Raw genomic sequence first — 17,799 nt, forward strand, 5'->3', positions numbered from 1 at the left:
TTAGTAGTGGGCTTGACCTGACAGCCACCTAATCCTGTTATCAATTTAGCCGGCCAAGCCCCAACCCATGTATATCTTTGATCAGCGCTATTACTGGGCCCGATTCAAAGTAGATTCCATCAATGAGAGAGTCTCAGCGGCTGCCTTATCCCAAGAAAACTCACTCGCCCTTTTCAATGCACAGGATTGCAACTCAGTTACTTTCAGATGATCTTCAGTCATAACTGTGAGTGCCTGTGTAATTTCTGTGGAGGAATCTGGATTGACTGTTAATGCTGCATTCCCAGCAACTTCAGCCATAGCACCTCGGTTAGCCGTCAAAACAGGGGTTCCCTGACTATAAGCCTCGACTATTGGCAAGCCAAATCCTTCATATAACGATGGAATTAGTAGTGCTCTAGCCTCCCGGTAGAGCTTTGGCAATTGATCGTCGGCCATATAACCGAGAATCTCAACGCTTCCCTCTAGGTCCAACGCCTGCACTCTCTCTTGCAGCTCAGGCATTCCCCATCCCCTACCACCACAAATTTTCAACGGCAGCGGCTCTGCCACTATCGTACGATATGAGGCATAAGCTTCTAGTAACCTCCTAAGGTTTTTGCGGGGTTCAATCGTACCCACAAATAGAAAATACCCACCAAGAGGACCCGGGGCTTCAGAAACCTCGAGAAAAGGAGCCTCATAAATAGTCACAACCTTCTCAGCACAAGCGGAAAATGACTGCTTCAACTCACTTGCTGTAGATTCAGAAACGGCAATAACTGAGCCAGCCGACTTGACAGCGGGAGGCATCAGTAATCTCTCAAGCTGCAGACCCAAGCGCGACATAGTCTTAGGAAAGCGCTGCCATACCAAATCGTGGATTGTGAGCACCTTAGATACCGATCCCCCTAGGCAAAGCGGTAGGTGGTGACGGGGGGACCAAAACAGATCTACTTCATCCCTCCAAGCCCAAAATGGAAAAACTGTCTGAGCAAAGAAAGTACTGAGACTCCCCCTTTGAACATTTCCTGACCGGATAGTTACATTTGGTAGGGATTGAAAATCAACCAGAAGAGGTTGATGGCTATATAAGTACCAATGATGCTCACTTCTTAACATTCGCTCCAAAAGTGCACGAGTATAACGCCCAATGCCTGTAGTGGGAATTGAAAGTGGCCGAGCATCCACTGCTATTTTGGCCATTAATCCACCACTCCCCTTTCCAAGAGAACTTCCCGATAGAGTTGGTGATAGGCTTCTGCCATTTTGTCAGCAGTAAACAACCTCTCATAACGACTACGACCAGCGCGCCCCATCTCCTCAGCTTTAACAGCGTCAGACCACAGATCATCCATCGCTTCGCGTAATGCAAGATGATCAGCCGGCCTCACAACATGGCCCGTTACTCCATCTTGATTAACAAAACTGGTTCCAGTACCGATTTCACAAGAGATAAGTGGCTTGCTGTTCATCAACCCTTCAATCAAGGTTACCCCGAAAGCCTCTGAGCGCAAATGCGAGGGGAATACGACGGCCCGGCATAATTTCATTAGCGCGACTTTCTCCTCATCACTGACAAAACCGGCAAAACATATGTTACTTGCTCCAAGCTTATCCACCAGAGATTTCAAGCGACTGGCCTCAGGCCCTTTACCAGCGATAACTACACGATAGGGCTGATTCGCGGCGGCTCTAATTAAAAATTCCAACCCTTTGTAATACCGGAGAACACCAACAAATAGCATAAAATCCCGGCCAAATTGCAGCTCAAGGCCTTTCATTGTCTTATCCGAAGGTTCAGGGTACCCACCCTCGGATACCCCAAGGGGAATCACCTTCACTTTATCCTTATAAGCGGCAAGAACAGGGCTGCTTTCTAAATAATTGTATGATGTCGCTACGATACGATCTGCTCGAGCCAAAAACCAGCGCATCAAAGGCCGATAAATAGCACCAAGTAGTCGTTGCCTGACAATATCGGAATGATAAGTCACCACCAGCGGACGTGACTTTCCAGCCACAAAATAAGCTAGATCACCGAACGGCCAGGGGAAATGAAAATGTAACAACTTGGCTTTTGAGCGATATAGAGCCCCAAAAAAACCCGGCCCAATACAGCAAGAAGCAATTGAGAACCAACGCTTTTTTGCAACAACAGGAAGCCGACCATTCAAATTTAAATTTGCGGGAGTATCGGCAAGAGTTAGCACACCACACTTGTCTGTTTTTTGTGCAACCTCTAAGATTACCTGCTCGAGCCCCCCTTGAGATTCTGGGTAAAACGTACGGTAACAGTGGAGAATTTGAAGTTCGGGGAACAATTGAGACTCGCTTAATTGATGGGTTAGTAACCTACTGGTAACCTGTTGTTTTATAACACATTAAGGTATATTAACGCCCCCCAATAGCCCGGTGTCAACGTGAAAATACTATTCTCTACCATGCAATTCGGGCCCGGATATAATCAAGGAACCGAAAAATACATACGCAATCTTGCGCTAAATTTAAGTAAGCGCGGTTGTGACGTAATAGTCGCGGGCGGCGATCCTGAAGGGATATTAGGTAATCGCACATTCATTGATGAAGGAGGATTTCGCCAAATCAAACTTCCAACTTTTGGATGGGGGACAACTGAAGGTGACTCAGTAGACAATTATCTTTCTTTACTTTCTGAATTGAAGCCCGATCTCGTGCACATGGTGAATCCGGCACATATTGGTATTAATTTACTCAATGCAGCTCAGAAATTAGGCATTCCATACTTTATTTCGATTACTGACTTCTGGTGGCTATGCCCCAAACATACATTGACTTTCAAGTCCGGCGATTTCTGCTCGGGATTTGCAGACTATGAGACCTGCTTCAGCTGCATTTCAGATATATATACTGACAAGCCGACAAAAAGCGCCTATAAGCGCCACCCTGGTGGAGAGTCTACCGCTAAAATTTTGCTCTCAAGTGTAAGTAAGAATCCTCCACTTGCAATCTCACTAGCAAAAAAAATCGTAAACAAATTAGGCCACCCTTCTTTAGGGCTACCCTCCAAAACAGTTTATAGAAAAGTTTAACCCCGTGATATTTCTGCAAAAACACCATAGAGACATCGTCTTCTACAAGGCAACATGTAATTTACGCTCCGAAGCCTCAAAAACCTACTTGAGCTTCCTCTGGTGGATCATAGAACCAATTTTTTCGATGATGATCTATTACTTTATTTTTGCTGTTGTATTTCAAAGGGGAACAAATGATTTTGTCCCCTTCCTTCTTGTGGGGTTGGTAGTTTGGCAATGGTTTGCCCAATGTGTCAGCCACTGCTCAGCCGCAATCACTCAAAATCATGCGCTGATCAGCCAAGTCAACTTTCCCAAAGTTGTACTTCCCTCGATTAATATCGTTATGGACACCTTCAAGTTCAGTATTGTATTCACATTACTGCTAATCAGCTTATGGATAATGGGGTACCCACCCACATGGAGCTACATTTACCTACCGTTAATTTTAGCAATACAATTCCTGTTAAATTATGCCTGTGGCTTAATCGCCAGCGCGCTCATTCCATTTGTACCAGATCTCTCTAACTTGATTCCCCATTTACTACGACTCGGAATGTATGGCTCAGGTATCCTCTATACCGTCAGCTCATTACCAGAAAACATTCAAGATATTCTCGCTTACAATCCAATGGTCTGGATCATTGAGAGCTACCGAGACATATTGATGTATAACAAAGTACCTAACGTAGCTAGTTTCGCAATTTACACTTGCGCGGCTATATCACTTTATGCCCTAGCTAGGTTGATAATGAAAAAGCTAAATCCCGTATTCGCAAGAGCACTGATGCAACGATGAGTGGAAACAAGAAGCCAGCCATTAGCTTAAAAAATGTACGGGTGACCTATCGCTCAGGAATTCCATTTACTCGAGAAACCAGTGTATATAGCCCTCTGAAAGATATCAGTTTCGAGCTATACCAAGGCGACTCGCTTGGGGTTCTAGGCCGTAATGGCGCAGGGAAAAGCACCCTGCTTCGCCTATTAAACGGTATTATAAAGCCTGATAGCGGGAAAGTGATCAACCATGGCCACAAAACCGCACTACTCTCCTTGACCGTTGGCTACGACCAAAATCTTTCAGGTCGTCAAAACGCAGTTATCAGCGGCATGATGATGGGCCTTAAAAAACATTTTATCGTCAGTAAGCTCGATAAAATTAATGATTTCGCGGAGCTTGGGGATTTTTTTGACCAGCCCATCAAAAACTACTCTACCGGCATGAAACAACGACTTGGAATGGCCGTAGCAATCCATTTAAAAACTGACGTCTTGTTAATTGATGAGATTCTAGCAGTTGGTGATTCAAAGTTTAGAAAAAAGTCAGAGGCAGTAATGAGGGATAAAATTACTTCTGGAGACACTGTAGTTTTGGTTTCCCATTCTGCAGAAACCATAAAGAGGCTTTGTAACAAGGCCTTATGGATTGAAAATGGGATTGTAGCCCAATATGGGAACAGTAAAGATGTGGTTACAGCTTATGAGGAGTCACAACGATAATACGCATTGTTCTATACAAGCCAATATATAGCAAAGTAATTTGTAGTAATTCTGACTTGATCTGACGGTTACCGTTTTTAGAAGGCACTCTGTCAGGTCAAATTCAGCTTATGAATTTCTTCTTTAAGATGCTACCACCCTCTCCAAGGGTTGACATCGGTGTGCAACCACAACATTTTTTTACCCTGATGAGTGCAATCATCATTGTAATATGCCAGCCATTCGTCCAGATCCTTTTGCAGCTCTTCTGTTGGTCCATAGATCTTTCGTCGCAACGATGACTGGTAGAATTTATGGAAGCGTTCACAAATACCATTTGTTTGTGGGTACCTGGCTTTAATCTTGATATGCTCTATCTCGTTGGTACTCAAGCTACAATTGATAATCATACTACTCCAGTATGCCGCAATATTCAGTACCACGGTCAGTTAAATAGGTATCGATATAGGTTTGCTGGTAAATACGCCCCCCGTAAACGTTCCTACATAGGAGGTATCCTGCAAGCCTAGATAGCCCGAGTGTTGAGTGTTAATTTCACCACAGGCTTCATTATCATGGCGCTTTCTCTCCAAAGCCTGAAACTGCGACTCCATGAGAATTAGCCCCTCCTCAGCCACCTTGGCTTCTAGCGCCTTTAATCGCAGTTTGAATTTGGCCAGGCGATGCCGTAGCCAGGTGCTCCGAGTTCCGCTAAGGGACAAAAATACACCGCGTTTACGCAGCCCATTGGAAACGTGTACCTGTCCAGGGACGGGTTCTTGGAGAGCATAAGCCTAGACGACCTCTTCAAAAATAGCGTCAACACAGTTTTTGTGGCTAGGTACCCGTCGATTCTTCTCAACAAGGGCATCCACGCCACCACTTGTAACGGCCTCCTTGTACCGATAGAAAGTGCCTCTTGATACACCAATCTTTGGAGATATTGCCAAGCTCTTCTGCCAGATTGAGCAATCCGGTCTTGTGTTTGATGATGCAATCATCAGTATGGATCATGGGGTTTATCCTTGGTTTTGCTTTTAGGTTTAGGCACCTTCATCAAAACCGGTAAACCCCTCTTTTTCAAGAGAATGTGTCAGATTTGGTCTGAACTAATCCAAATTAATATATTGATGAAAGAGCCTTTGCCCTACATTTCCCTCACCTTTACAAAGCTCAGAGGCATACAACTCCTTCACAGCACTTTCATTTTTGATCCAATTCTTTCTTGGAGAAAATTTATCAAAAATAAAACCTGCCTCCCTCTCACTCATTGGTCCATTAAAATAATCAACGCTAAAGCCTTTATTATAGTACATCTCACTACAGTAAAAATTTCTCCAAACACCGCCCATACCACCAGTTAGAATAGCAAATCCATCACGCCATTCATTCATCCTGAAGGCCACATCATCTAGCCACCTAATACCAGCACAAAAAGAACCGTTACTTTCAAATTTTTCTAATGAAATTTCCTCATTGCCATAAGGGCCGTCAATGAGATCTATATCAAAAGCATGTGCTAATCGCTCTGAAATAATACGGTCAGGAACATCATGTTTACCACGTGTAAAAAAACATATCTTATCTTGGAGCCCCAGGTGAAGGGCCGCTGACAACACAATACGACTGTCTAGCCCACCAGTCATTTCTAAAACCAACTTTTCATGTTTATCTGCAATAGCTTTAACATTACCTAAAATTTCATCGATAGCTCTATTTTTTAACGCCTCATCTGTTAATAAACCAACATTATCATTTCTCTGACTATACAGATTAATCCCATTTTTATCCGCAACAGCTCCTGTATAGATCGGCAATAACTTTACTCCCTTAATTGGTGTCTGATAGGAATTTAAATTCCCTAGAACCACATTAGAGGCTAAAACATCATAATCAACTTCCAGGGGTTTGTTGTTATGTTTCAAGTGAGTAATTATGTCTTTTATACTATGTGAAAAAAAAGAGCTTCCTCCATCTTCATAATAATAAGTCAAGCAAGCACCAAGTGGATCAGGATTTACACTGCTTGAAGTTGAATAAGCGTACACGCCATTGACACCTGAATAGACGCGACCTAAGCTAGGTTGGCACAACCTTTCATTACCCCCCCCTCTTCAGGCCTAAATTCTCTATTTTTATATCACGCTTCTCTTTAATCGCTTTAAAAATATTTAACATTTAAAAACCCAAGTCTCTTAGTATAGAACTTACTATTTGTATAATGTGAAGCCACTTCCTTCTTTAAAGAAGAAGATCATTTGAATAAAACCTATTCAAATGCATTTAAAGCCGTCAACGAAAAAAGCCATAAAGCTATCCACCACTATCTAAATCATCACGAATCCTGCTCACACAGATTGGAAGAAAAACTACCGCGTAGCAAGTTACGCAATGAATAGACACCGGCAAAAAAAGAGGCACTACATTTTCAGTTACAGTAATGCCTCTTGAAACTCTTTGATGTTAACCTACCTTCATTGAAAAATATAAATCACAAAATTTAAAACCAATAATATCGATCATTTAACAATGGCAGATTATCAATAAAGCTTGACAGACAGCATTATCCACTTGAGACATTATGCCCGATAAATTTATCGTACTTTCAATTCGGCAGGGCCTTACTTTTCATTAATCTAGAAATGTTTTCTGCAATTTTGTCATATGTCAAGCTTGCTTCAATCAATTTTTGAGCATTACCCACTGAATCAACAATAGCTTCCTTGCACCCCAAATATGAAGAAATGGTTTCAGCGCTATTTCGCTTATGATTTATATCAAGATAAATACCGTTATTTTCTAGAATAAAATCTCTCATACCTCCTTCATGAGAAGCGGCTACAGGGACACCCCGCATAGTAGCTTCTAGCATAACGATACCAAAACCTTCCACCTGCCCCTTTTTTAGCCTTTTCGAGGGAAGGCATAGTAAATCCATACTGTCTATTGCTTCCCACTTCTTCTCTTCAGAGACCCCTCCCAGCCATGTGATACGAGCATTAACCCCTAAGAGTTTTGCTCGACTCTCAAGCCTGCCTCTTTCTGGTCCATCACCCACAACCAATAGCTTAAAATTTGGTAAAAGTTCCAATATATCAATTAAAAAAATGACATTTTTCGATTCAACCAGGCGCCCGACAAAACCCAGTGTTGCCTCATCTTCACTAGATTTACTATCAACTTTTCTATCACTAACAGAAATTTTCTTTTCTTTATAAACTTCAACATCCAGTCCACAACCAGTAATATAAACATTTTTTCTTCTTCTTGAAAAAACAACTCCAGATGTTTCACTACTATTCGTCAACACATAATCTACATTCTTAACAAGACTTAATGTTTGCTGGCGCAATGTTTTCACTGGAGATATAAGTCCCATAAACCAGGACAACATATTATCTTTATGAAGCAACTGGCTTTTTAATTCGAAGCCATGAAAATAGCATGAGATTTTAATTCCATTTTCTTTTGCGTACTCAAGCGCCGCTGCCCCATAATAAAAAGGGTGCAATAGTAAAACATGATCAAAAGAACCAGCTGCCCCAAGGAATAACTTAATCCTTTGCTTTTCCTTGAGTCCTTTCAAGCCACCCCTAGAACTTGGATAGGAATCTCGATCAACCACTAAGTTATATGAGGCTGTATAATCTTCCGGAATCAAAGCGTCCGCAGGAGCAATAACAGTCACGTCCCACCCAATTTGACAAAATCCATTCGCCAAGTGGTGAGTCATTAAGGATATCCCCCCAATTTTAGGGAAAAAATCTACACTAACAATTAATAAACTAGCCATTGAAAGCAAGCCTCTCCCATTCGGCCGTTAATCTTTTTGCCGATTCTTGCGAACTAAATAGGGACTCAACATGCTTTCTTGCATTAACCCCAATATTTGTTGATAAAACTTCATTATTAATAACTGATGCTATTGCATTTGCAAATGCTTCACGATCGTTAGGCTCGACAAGAATTCCTGTTTTGCCATCTATAATATTTTCTTTCAAACCACCAACCGCATATGCCACTACAGGTCTAGATGACATTGCCGCTTCAAACGGGACTCTACCAAATGGTTCAGGCCATACAGTAGGGCAAGCAACTACGGTACTCCTTGCATAGGCTCGAAATAATTCACTTCGACCAAGGAAACCCGTAACCCAAAAATAATCCAGAATCCCCTCTGATTGAGCCTCAGCTAATAACTTATTAGCCATTTGACCTCGACCAGCAACAACTATTCTAAAATCACTCACTAGCTCCTTAAGGAGCTTGGCGATTTCGATGAGCTGCCCCTGCCCTTTATTATGGCCAATCATGCCAACCACCAGGATTTCAGGAATAGAGCTTTTTTTAATAAATTTCTGCGTATTATCGATTTCTAGAGAAGACTCAATCAAGTTAGGAATTTTAACAATGTTTTTATTTGTCAAAACAGAACCCACCTGATCACATAAAAACTGACTCGTTGTAGCTACAACAGCTGATTTTGCCAGCGCATCCTGTCGAATCTGTAAAGACTCAGACATTAACAACTTAACCTTTTGCTCTACAAATTTTGGAAATCTTTCATCCACACAACTTTTATCACATTCTGTGCAAACTTTGCCTTTTATATTCGTTGCTTGATTTTTATGAGCGCAAAAAAACCTATTATCTCTAACATATGAAATTACTGGAATAGGAAGATCTAGTCTATTCGCCAACACAATACTTCTATAATTGTCTGCATGAATTACATCAGGCTTAACACTCAAAACAACATTTTTTAGTATTGTAGATGCTCTCGAGTTAACTAGGTAGTCTGCATCAACTAGAGGTAATGCTCCAGCTTGGGACGGCCATAACTTACGCACTATTCCCGCAAGCATAACCCTCTGAACCGCCCTAAAATTTCCTTTAGAAAAATTTCTTGCAAAGTATTTTGCAAGACGAAACATCCGACGAGACTTACCAGCAGACACAGGACTGATTGGCCAGGACTCCTCAAAGGGGATCCTATATACTGTACGATTCCTATAAATTTCCTTCTTCAGCTCATACCTTCCAGGAGATAAAGCTGCAATTACAACTTTCAAGTTATAATGCTCCATTTCTGAGAGCATGTTATTTAAACTGAGCTCTGCACCTCCAGACACTTCAGGAGGAAATTTATCTGTAACAACTAATATTGTTTTATAAAACATTACTTCTTTCTGCAGCAAGGTTCTTAACCCAAGCGCCCCTCAACTTTATAAACAGCACCATAATATCGATAAGGTTCCTAACAGTCTCAAAATAGCAGGTGTTTATTTAATACAATCCACATTAATAACCAACCAAGAAATCAATGCCCAGTAACTGTTAACTTTTTACTTCAATGCGACCGTAAACATCATCAAAGCGTACAATGTCATCTTCACCAAGATAACTTCCGCTCTGAACCTCAATAATTTCTAATGGTAATAACCCTGGATTTGTTAATCGATGCTTAGTGCCAACTGGAATATAAACACTTTCATTCTCAGATAGCATTAACTCCTTGGCTCCACATTGCACCAATGCGGTTCCAGAAACCACCACCCAATGTTCCGCCCTATGATGATGCATTTGCAGTGACAGGCTTGCCCCTGGGTTTACAGTAATACGCTTAACCTGAAAGCGTTTACCGTTACCAATCGAATCGTATTTTCCCCATGGTCGATTTACTTCGCGGTGAGCCTCATACTCATTCCGACCAGAAGTCTTAATTTTACTCACAATGGCTTTTACTTCTTGCGCGCGATCCTTAGATGCGACGAGTGTAGCGTTTTTGGTATCAATAATTACTAGATTTTCTACGCCGACAGCTGTGACCAAGTGGTCTTCACCTAAAACTAGTGAGTTTTTGCAATCTTCGATTAGGACATCGCCAAACAAAGCATTACCGTGCTCATCTTTTTCCATCACCTCCCAAAGAGAAGACCATGATCCCAGATCAGACCAGCCACAATCCAAAGGCACAACGTAACCGCAGCTAGTTTTCTCCATCAATGCGTAATCAATGCTGTCTTCTGGGATCATCGCAACATCGGCGTGATGCAATTTTATAAAATCACTTTCAATGGTTGCATTCTCCATAGCAGCAATGCATAACTGAAAGATTTTCGGAGCATGTTCAGCGAACTCTCTTAAAATAGTTTTTGCGCTGAATAGAAACATTCCTGCATTCCAATAGAAACCGCCATCTTCAACATACCTTCTAGCAGTTTCGATGTCAGGCTTCTCCACAAATTGAGCTATTTTTAGCACCTGACCTTCTTGTTCTTTAGCTCTTTGAATATAACCATATCCAGTCTCTACAGAGGTAGGTACAATTCCGAACGTAACCAACCCACCACCACCTGACTCCTCCAATCCAATATCGATTGCAGCTTTAAATTGTTCAACATCCTCGAGCATATGATCCGCGGGTAGCACAAGTAAATTTACATCATCGTATTCTCGTGACAAGAAAATTGCTGCGAACGCAATTGCTGGAGCCGTATTTCTTCCGACAGGTTCAGTTATCAGATCAACCTCATTGAACCCTATTTCTCTCGCCTGCTGGGCAACCATAAAGCGGTGATCTTCATTACAAATGAGAATTGGCTTACCAAAACCTCTTACTCTCTCTAGGGTTTGTTGCAGCATTGTTTTTTCGCCAGTTAAACTTAATAACTGCTTCGGAAGCATCTTCCGCGATTTTGGCCAGAGCCTAGCCCCAGATCCGCCGCAAAGGATAACAGGGATAACATTAGCATAAGTCAAGAAAACTTCCCTCTCTAAGTTTCATCATATACCAGCCAATATCGGCATTCACTAGCTCAATAGTGGCCTCAATGTCTTTAATCATTTCCAAATATATCACGTGTATAAATCTTATCTGAGACATCATGAAGCTCATCAACCAAGCGATTAGTTACAATAAGATCGGACCTACTCTTAAAGATTTCGAGTTCATTCACAACTTCAGAATTGAAAAATGTAGCTTCCTTTAAAGTCGGCTCGTATACGATTACACGCACACCCTTTGCCTTTATCCGTTTCATTACCCCTTGAACGGCGCTTGCTCTAAAGTTATCTGATCCTGACTTCATTATTAACCGATAGATACCCACCGTTGTCGGGTTTTGTCTGAGAATTGTTTCAGCTATGAAATCTTTCCTCGTCATATTTGCGTCGACTATAGCCTTAATTAAATTATTAGGGACATCATTATAGTTAGCCAACAACTGCTTGGTATCTTTTGGAAGACAATACCCTCCATAACCAAAAGAAGGGTTGTTATAGTGATCCCCAATTCGGCTATCCAGCCCAACACCCTGAATAATCTGCCCAGAATTTAGCCCATGTGTCTCAGCATATGTATCGAGCTCGTTAAAAAAAGCCACGCGCATAGCTAAATAGGTATTAGAAAAAAGTTTGATCGCCTCAGCTTCAGTACTACCAGTGAAGAGAGTGGGAATATCCTTTTTTACTGTCCCACGCTTTAATATAGACACTAACGCCTCTGCTCTTTGCGAGCATTCACCTACAATGATGCGAGACGGATGTAAATTATCATAGAGAGCCTTTCCCTCTCGTAAAAATTCAGGAGAAAACAAGATGTTATCCGTCTTAAAACTCTTACGAATTTTTTTAGTATATCCGACAGGCACAGTGGACTTAATTACGATAAGTGCATTAGGATTTATACTTATGACATCTTGAATCACAGAATCCACACTACTAGTATCAAAATAGTTGGTTACTGGATCATAGTCTGTAGGCGTCGAGACTATGACGATTTTGGCACCATCATAGGCACTAGCTTTACATAAAGTTGCTTGGAAATTCAGCTTCTTTTTCTTTAGAAAACTTTCAATTTCTCGATCTGCAATTGGAGACTGACGACGGTTGAGCATTTCTACTTTTTCAGAATCAATATCCAAAGCAACAACTTCATTGTGTTGGGCCAGCAGCAAAGCGTTTGATAAGCCGACATAACCTGTGCCGACTATTGCAATTTTAATCATATATTACCAATATTAGTAGTACGAGTTTATTACTCTTGTATATTTTTCAAAGCGAAAAATATTTATTACACTAGGTCAGCCATCCAAGTTTGGTCCTACAAGTCTCATAATAATTATGATCAATAGGATGAATAAGAGTCAGGCGATGTGGTTTCTTATGAACCCGAATTACATCATCTGGCCCTGTAATAACATGATCATGCCCATCGCAAGTCACATGCGGATTGGCAATATTCTGATCACTCACAATTATTTTAAATTCACTACTACCCTCAACAACAATTGGGCGGCTACTGAGGGTGTGCGGATTTAATGGCACCACAACTATGGCATCCAGCTTTGGGTGCATAATCGGCCCGCCGCCAGAGAGTGCATATGCTGTTGACCCGGTGGGGGTCGATATAATCAGGCCATCAGAGCGCTGGGTATAAACAAACTGCCCATCGATATAAAGATCGAACTCAATCATCCGAATGAATTCACCGGGATGGATTACGATATCGTTAAGCGCCGAGCCTTTTCCTATCGGTGTACCATCACGAGTCACAGACATGTCCAGCAGGAATCGACTCTCGGCCATATATTTACCAGCTAACACCTCGCCAACTTTTTGTTCGATTTCATCAGGAGTGATATCGGTTAGAAAGCCCAGACGGCCACGATTAATACCCAACAGAGGCACACTAAATTTTGCCAAGGCACGAGCAGCGGCGAGTAGGCTGCCATCACCACCGACGACAATGACTAGATCACATAGTTCACCTAGCTTTTCTTTTGTAGAGGTCCGCGCGTTGGAGGCGGACACTGCCGTAGCAGTCTCCCTCTCCAAAACAACGGCGTAGCCTTGCCGCTCAAGAAATACCATAAGGCGTTTTAGCGAGAGCACAGCACTATCACTTTCAGTGCGGCCGATCAGGCCGATATTTTGAAATTCCGACACCGCTCCCTCTCAGGTGCCCGAACCTGGGCCTTGCGATTGTTGCTTTGCCTGTCAATCGCATAATCTCACTTTACACGTCGACAGAAGAAGCTTCCCAAAAATGTGACAGGAGATTATGCCTTAGCTTGGAGTTGGAGTCGAACAAGGACGCCTAGTCAAGGAAAACCACCAGCCAAAAAAAGGAGTTTTGAACCTAGCCGTCAAGCTGTAATCCACGCCGCCCCTGTAGTCCACCTGAATGGAGTGCCAAGATCTTAGTACCGCATTCGAAATGGCCAGCAATAGCTCTCAGGTGAATCGCATACAACAGTTTGGCGGTATAAATAGGATCTAGAGGGATACCGGATTGACGCTCGAAAGCCCGCTGAAATGCCTGCAATTGGCTGGGGTATTTACCATAACCGCCACAATGGCACTCGTTCATTAGATTGACATCCTTCGTGACGGCCTGGTCGCACCTGCAAGCTTCGCTTGTTGATAGTGCCGAGAGCCAACGCTGTGCGTCTCGGCGGATAGACCCACCCGCCTTCAAAACCTCAACGCCGCACACAGGAAAGCTATTTACAGCTGCTCTCAGCCCCCCTAGAGTCAAGCCTGTACCGCAAGCCACCCAAAGTTGATCAAACCTAATTGGCTTAGTAGCTTCAATAATCTTTCCCAATAAGAAAACCCCTCTTGCACCAGCAAAGTTTGCCCCACCTTCGGGCAAATAGAGGCAATTATGTTGCTCAACTCCTAAATGATTGAGAAATTCCTGCTGGTTGCGCTGCCTATACAGTTCCCGGGTCACAAATTTGAATTCCATGCCCAAGCGCTCTGCATCCAGAAGCATGGCACTTAGTTCTGGCCGGAGCTCACCGCGGATAATGCCATTCGTACGGAAGCCAAAGCGGGCCCCTGCAGCAGCAGTGGCATGCAGGTGATTTGACCATGCTCCACCACAAGTGATTAACGTCTCAACACCCAGCTCCCTTGCTTTAATCAAGTTAAAAATGAGCTTATACGCTTTATTACCTGAAATAAGTGGATCCAGCAGGTCATCACGACGAATCCAGACCTCAACTCCCGGAAAAAGATTACTTCGGACCTTTTGGTAAGGAATCGCGCGCGCAGCTTCAGTGAAAGTATCCAGATCAAGAGTGGCCAGGCAGGAAACTGTCACGTATCTCCAACCCCTTTAAAAAGAGGCAGTTTGACAGGGTTCACTCCATAAAAGCAGCCCTTTACCGATAAAGACACAATCCCCCCCCTCAAAAAAAGTTCACGAGCAAAGTGTGAATCCCAACCCATCCAGGGCCAGCAGTCTAACGCCCTCCGTATTAGGTTAGCGCTCGGCACTTAGCCAGAGATCATATGAACAAGGTGAAGAACCCCCTAGCGCAGGGGTAATATAACTGCTGCAAGCTCCTTCGTTCCCGCCAAATACCACAAGCTTGAGCACAAGAAAAAAGAGTTGTGCCACTCACCTCAAATAGCTTGAAGGGGCCAAGCAAGGCGCAGTTCCAGAGCTTTTCACCACTTCGCCCCCACACAAATAAAAAAGGCCCGTACGTATGTACGGGCCTTTTATCGTATCTGGCGGACCGGACGGGACTCGAACCCGCGACCTCCGGCGTGACAGGCCGGCATTCTAACCAACTGAACTACCGGTCCTCGATAGTAAACTTCCATTTAGGAAGTTGGTGGGTGGTACAGGGGTCGAACCTGTGACCTACGGCTTGTAAGGCCGTCGCTCTCCCAACTGAGCTAACCACCCGCTGCTCATCTTTTTCTAGGGCCTTGCCCCTTGAGCGAGGCGCATATTACTGGAATAAAATTTCCTGTCAATAATTTTTGCGCCAAGTCCCACTATTATTCATCGGGCATGCTTTCCGGTGGTACAGACACCGGTTGCATCTCCTCTTCCCCGAGACTTGCCTCCTGCAATACCTTGCCCTGTCGATAGTCTGGGTCAATTAAATGACCCGCGATTCGCACTGGAACCTCTTTAGGAATCAACTGCTCTCTTGGGCGGGCCAAATCCTGTTCATTGTAGTTGCATACCCCTGTTGGGAAGATGCGGCGTAAGTCATCGAGACGACCTGATATCTCTTCCGTATGAGAGCCATAGACGCCTTTTGCAAGAGCCCTCTCCACCGGCTGAAGCGCGCACTTAAAGATGTCATCAGTCACTGGTGCTCCGGCTACCTGCCTTGAGGTGCTGTGGGCAGGGTATTCCCGCATACATTTCCCTTTCGACTGACGGTTCCAGTCTCCATTCCAAACATCAGATCCTGATGCTAGTACATTACCTTCGCTATCAAAGCATTGGTCACTGGCATCCTCAGGTCGATTACCAACTACACCTTTAGCAGGGTCATTAATGATGTTTTGCATCCACCGGTCGACCAAATCAAGTGCATCATCCAATGGGTTGTAGTCTTTGTGGCTCATCCAGATCAGTTGATTGTCAGCGTGGCCACGGGCCCTCCGGATACGCTCTCGAGTCGAAAAAGAAGCCGAGCTGTGATGCATATCTGGTTCTTCGTCCAGATAGTGGCGCATATCAATTATCGGAATTTCTACATCCCCAAGGAAAACATGACCAGACCTATAAATCCCCTTGATTGCCTCCATATCCGCGCGGCTACGCTTAGCTGGGCTCGCCAGAGTCCCCATGTTTAAATTTTGCTCACTCCATACTGAAAGGCGCACAGGAAAAAGCCCACCATTGAGAAACCAGAGCTTTTCTTGCGACTGATTCTGCGGGGCTTTCCACCCACCTATTACAGCATTGATTTTTAAGAAATTATCGATGCTTATTTCTCCATCAACCAACGCTTTCAACCCATACTGAACCCCTTCATTATCCCAGGTTGTATTCGCATAGCCATTTTCTGCAGCACCATAGAACTGGCGAAGATTTTCCCAATGTGTCCAATGCACTCTATCCGGCAAATCACCGGAAAAACTTTTAAAGAAGTGTACAAAGTTTGGGTTATTTACCAGTGGCACCAAACCACGCCAACCTTCTACACATTCAGTTGCGCCGCTTGGTCGTCCCCTATAACGGCCATCAAACAAACCAGCGGCTAAAGTAATCAGCTTGAAGCGGCTATCCGCCTCAGGGTTCGCAGCCAACCCCTGTATCCGTTGACGCTCCTCAACATCCTGCCAGCGGGGGTTGTTAGTATCCAGGACATCGAAAAAATACTCTAAAGGCTCACAGTCAAAGGCATAGATAGTCTGGGTTACCATATCTGGATAGGAGTAAAGTGGTATCGCCGCATCCAGTAGCCCCGGTGCATTTTGCGCCAAGATGTACTGCTGAATAGCACCTCCCGAGCCACCGATACCAACCGTATACATGGGCTCACCATAGAGTGCTTGGAACTGTTTTTTTAGGCGCCGTGCCGTATCCTCTGCCAACCATAAGTTATAGTGATTTCTGGTTTGATTCGCCGTCGAGTAAACGATGGCATATCCTCGAGCCAACTGGTCCATTCGCCGAGTTGTCACATCTCCTTTGCTCAAATTACCTTGGCGCCAACCTATACCTACTCCCCCACGAAACTGATAGATCAAACGCCGGTTCCAATTGCTGGCATTTGGTTTTTCGGCAGTTTCGCCGTCTCCTCGCAGAGCTGCAATAGCATAATGATGCCGGTTAATCGTGCCTGTTTCGACACGGACAATAAAATCTACTTGGCGACCATTTACTGTTACCTTATCAATATCGTTACGTGCTTCATGTAGGTAATAAAAGCTTCCATCCGTTGTGCTCCTATAGAAGTACGTTACCTCCGTTGCATGGCTACAGTCTCGGCTATAACCAATCACCTCTTTAGTTTTCTTCCCATCTGAACCTAAAGCAAAAACTGGGACTCCCTCCTTAGCTTGGTTATCAACCAATGGCTGCTTATCGGTGATCGCATTACGACCACAAAAGAAGGGGTACTTTGAGGGGCCAGTAAATAACGTTTCTACTGGTCCAACCTCACCAATTGAGATAGGGAATGGGAAATACTCAGGCGGACGTGACATCATTCTAGGGTGAGGCCCCGCATAAGCCGGTGTAGAAGCATAATCAAGAGCTCCAGCCGGCACCCCTATTACTGGAGCATCTGCTTTACCATGTACTTTTGGCAATTTCGCATACGCGATCCAAGCGACTACCCCCAGCACTCCGAGCAGCGCCAAGAAAAATACAGAGAGAAACCAAGCTCCCCTTGTCGACATAAACGCCTCCACAGCTGTCAACTTCACCAAGTGATACAGCTTGAGTATATGAAGGGATAAAGAGGTCAACCGACAGTTGGCGCCGGGGAGGACTTATAGGAAGGATGTATCAGAAATATCG

At 43.8% G+C, this 17,799-nt stretch carries 13 protein-coding genes, 2 tRNA genes and 1 pseudogene; 3 read left to right on the forward strand and 13 right to left on the reverse strand.

Annotation, left to right across the window (positions count from 1 at the left end):
- Nucleotides 1–90: 90 nt before the first annotated feature.
- Nucleotides 91–1,185 (reverse strand): glycosyltransferase family 4 protein, encoded by a 1,095-nt coding sequence (locus tag ACJJJA_RS13730; RefSeq protein WP_444904967.1) that lies wholly within the window; start codon nucleotides 1,183–1,185, stop codon nucleotides 91–93.
- The gene (locus ACJJJA_RS13735; RefSeq protein WP_444904968.1) at nucleotides 1,185–2,303 is read right to left on the reverse strand and encodes a glycosyltransferase; all 1,119 of its coding nucleotides are present in this window, start codon (nucleotides 2,301–2,303) and stop codon (nucleotides 1,185–1,187) included. The genes ACJJJA_RS13730 and ACJJJA_RS13735 overlap by 1 nt, the downstream gene beginning before the upstream one ends.
- 99 nt (nucleotides 2,304–2,402) lie before the next feature.
- Here ACJJJA_RS13735 and ACJJJA_RS13740 point away from each other — a divergent pair, with 99 nt between their 5' ends.
- From ACJJJA_RS13740 to ACJJJA_RS13750, 3 genes are read left to right on the forward strand one after another with little or no spacing between them, the layout of a single operon-like run.
- Nucleotides 2,403–3,050, forward strand: coding sequence for a glycosyltransferase (locus ACJJJA_RS13740; protein WP_444904969.1), 648 nt, complete (start codon nucleotides 2,403–2,405; stop codon nucleotides 3,048–3,050).
- A gap of 4 nt (nucleotides 3,051–3,054) precedes the next feature.
- Nucleotides 3,055–3,831 (forward strand): ABC transporter permease, encoded by a 777-nt coding sequence (locus tag ACJJJA_RS13745; RefSeq protein WP_444904970.1) that lies wholly within the window; start codon nucleotides 3,055–3,057, stop codon nucleotides 3,829–3,831.
- Nucleotides 3,828–4,532 (forward strand): ABC transporter ATP-binding protein, encoded by a 705-nt coding sequence (locus ACJJJA_RS13750; RefSeq protein WP_444904971.1) that lies wholly within the window; start codon nucleotides 3,828–3,830, stop codon nucleotides 4,530–4,532. The genes ACJJJA_RS13745 and ACJJJA_RS13750 overlap by 4 nt, the downstream gene beginning before the upstream one ends.
- A gap of 103 nt (nucleotides 4,533–4,635) precedes the next feature.
- Here the strand turns inward: ACJJJA_RS13750 and ACJJJA_RS13755 are convergent.
- The 11 genes and pseudogenes from ACJJJA_RS13755 to ACJJJA_RS13805 all read right to left on the reverse strand — a co-directional run bounded on the left by ACJJJA_RS13755 (nucleotide 4,636) and on the right by ACJJJA_RS13805 (nucleotide 17,678).
- Nucleotides 4,636–5,525 (reverse strand): annotated as a pseudogene (locus ACJJJA_RS13755) (helix-turn-helix domain-containing protein).
- A 95-nt stretch (nucleotides 5,526–5,620) separates the two neighbouring features.
- Entirely contained in the window at nucleotides 5,621–6,559 is a 939-nt protein-coding gene (locus ACJJJA_RS13760; RefSeq protein WP_444904972.1) for a hypothetical protein, read from the reverse strand.
- 557 nt (nucleotides 6,560–7,116) lie between these two features.
- Entirely contained in the window at nucleotides 7,117–8,304 is a 1,188-nt protein-coding gene (locus ACJJJA_RS13765; RefSeq protein ID WP_444904973.1) for a glycosyltransferase family 4 protein, read from the reverse strand.
- Nucleotides 8,297–9,709, reverse strand: a complete 1,413-nt coding sequence (locus ACJJJA_RS13770; protein WP_444904974.1) for a glycosyltransferase family 4 protein — start codon at nucleotides 9,707–9,709, stop codon at nucleotides 8,297–8,299. The genes ACJJJA_RS13765 and ACJJJA_RS13770 overlap by 8 nt, the downstream gene beginning before the upstream one ends.
- A 139-nt stretch (nucleotides 9,710–9,848) precedes the next feature.
- Entirely contained in the window at nucleotides 9,849–11,273 is a 1,425-nt protein-coding gene (locus tag ACJJJA_RS13775; RefSeq protein WP_444904975.1) for a mannose-1-phosphate guanylyltransferase/mannose-6-phosphate isomerase, read from the reverse strand.
- 77 nt (nucleotides 11,274–11,350) lie between these two features.
- Entirely contained in the window at nucleotides 11,351–12,517 is a 1,167-nt protein-coding gene (locus tag ACJJJA_RS13780) for a nucleotide sugar dehydrogenase (protein WP_444905247.1), read from the reverse strand.
- A 73-nt stretch (nucleotides 12,518–12,590) separates the two neighbouring features.
- Nucleotides 12,591–13,460 (reverse strand): NAD(+) kinase, encoded by an 870-nt coding sequence (locus ACJJJA_RS13785; protein WP_444904976.1) that lies wholly within the window; start codon nucleotides 13,458–13,460, stop codon nucleotides 12,591–12,593.
- Between the two features lie 193 nt (nucleotides 13,461–13,653).
- Complete coding sequence (locus tag ACJJJA_RS13790; RefSeq protein WP_444904977.1) at nucleotides 13,654–14,622, reverse strand: 1-aminocyclopropane-1-carboxylate deaminase/D-cysteine desulfhydrase; 969 nt, start codon at nucleotides 14,620–14,622, stop codon at nucleotides 13,654–13,656.
- Nucleotides 14,623–15,036: 414 nt separating this feature from the next.
- A tRNA-Asp gene (locus tag ACJJJA_RS13795) sits at nucleotides 15,037–15,113 on the reverse strand.
- A gap of 27 nt (nucleotides 15,114–15,140) precedes the next feature.
- Nucleotides 15,141–15,216, reverse strand: a tRNA-Val gene (locus tag ACJJJA_RS13800).
- Between the two features lie 95 nt (nucleotides 15,217–15,311).
- Nucleotides 15,312–17,678: a DUF6351 family protein gene (locus tag ACJJJA_RS13805; protein WP_444904978.1), complete on the reverse strand. Its 2,367-nt coding sequence runs from the start codon at nucleotides 17,676–17,678 to the stop codon at nucleotides 15,312–15,314.
- Nucleotides 17,679–17,799 lie beyond the last annotated feature (121 nt).

It is taken from the genome of Microbulbifer mixtoriginis (SeqCode) (assembly GCF_052466865.1).

Coding starts and splice junctions, on each gene's coding strand:
- ACJJJA_RS13805 (WP_444904978.1), bottom strand. CDS start 17,678: ATGTCGACAAGGGGAGCTTGGTTTCTCTCTGTATTTTTCTTGGCGCTG.
- ACJJJA_RS13750 (WP_444904971.1), top strand. CDS start 3,828: ATGAGTGGAAACAAGAAGCCAGCCATTAGCTTAAAAAATGTACGGGTG.
- ACJJJA_RS13730 (WP_444904967.1), bottom strand. CDS start 1,185: ATGGCCAAAATAGCAGTGGATGCTCGGCCACTTTCAATTCCCACTACA.
- ACJJJA_RS13765 (WP_444904973.1), bottom strand. CDS start 8,304: ATGGCTAGTTTATTAATTGTTAGTGTAGATTTTTTCCCTAAAATTGGG.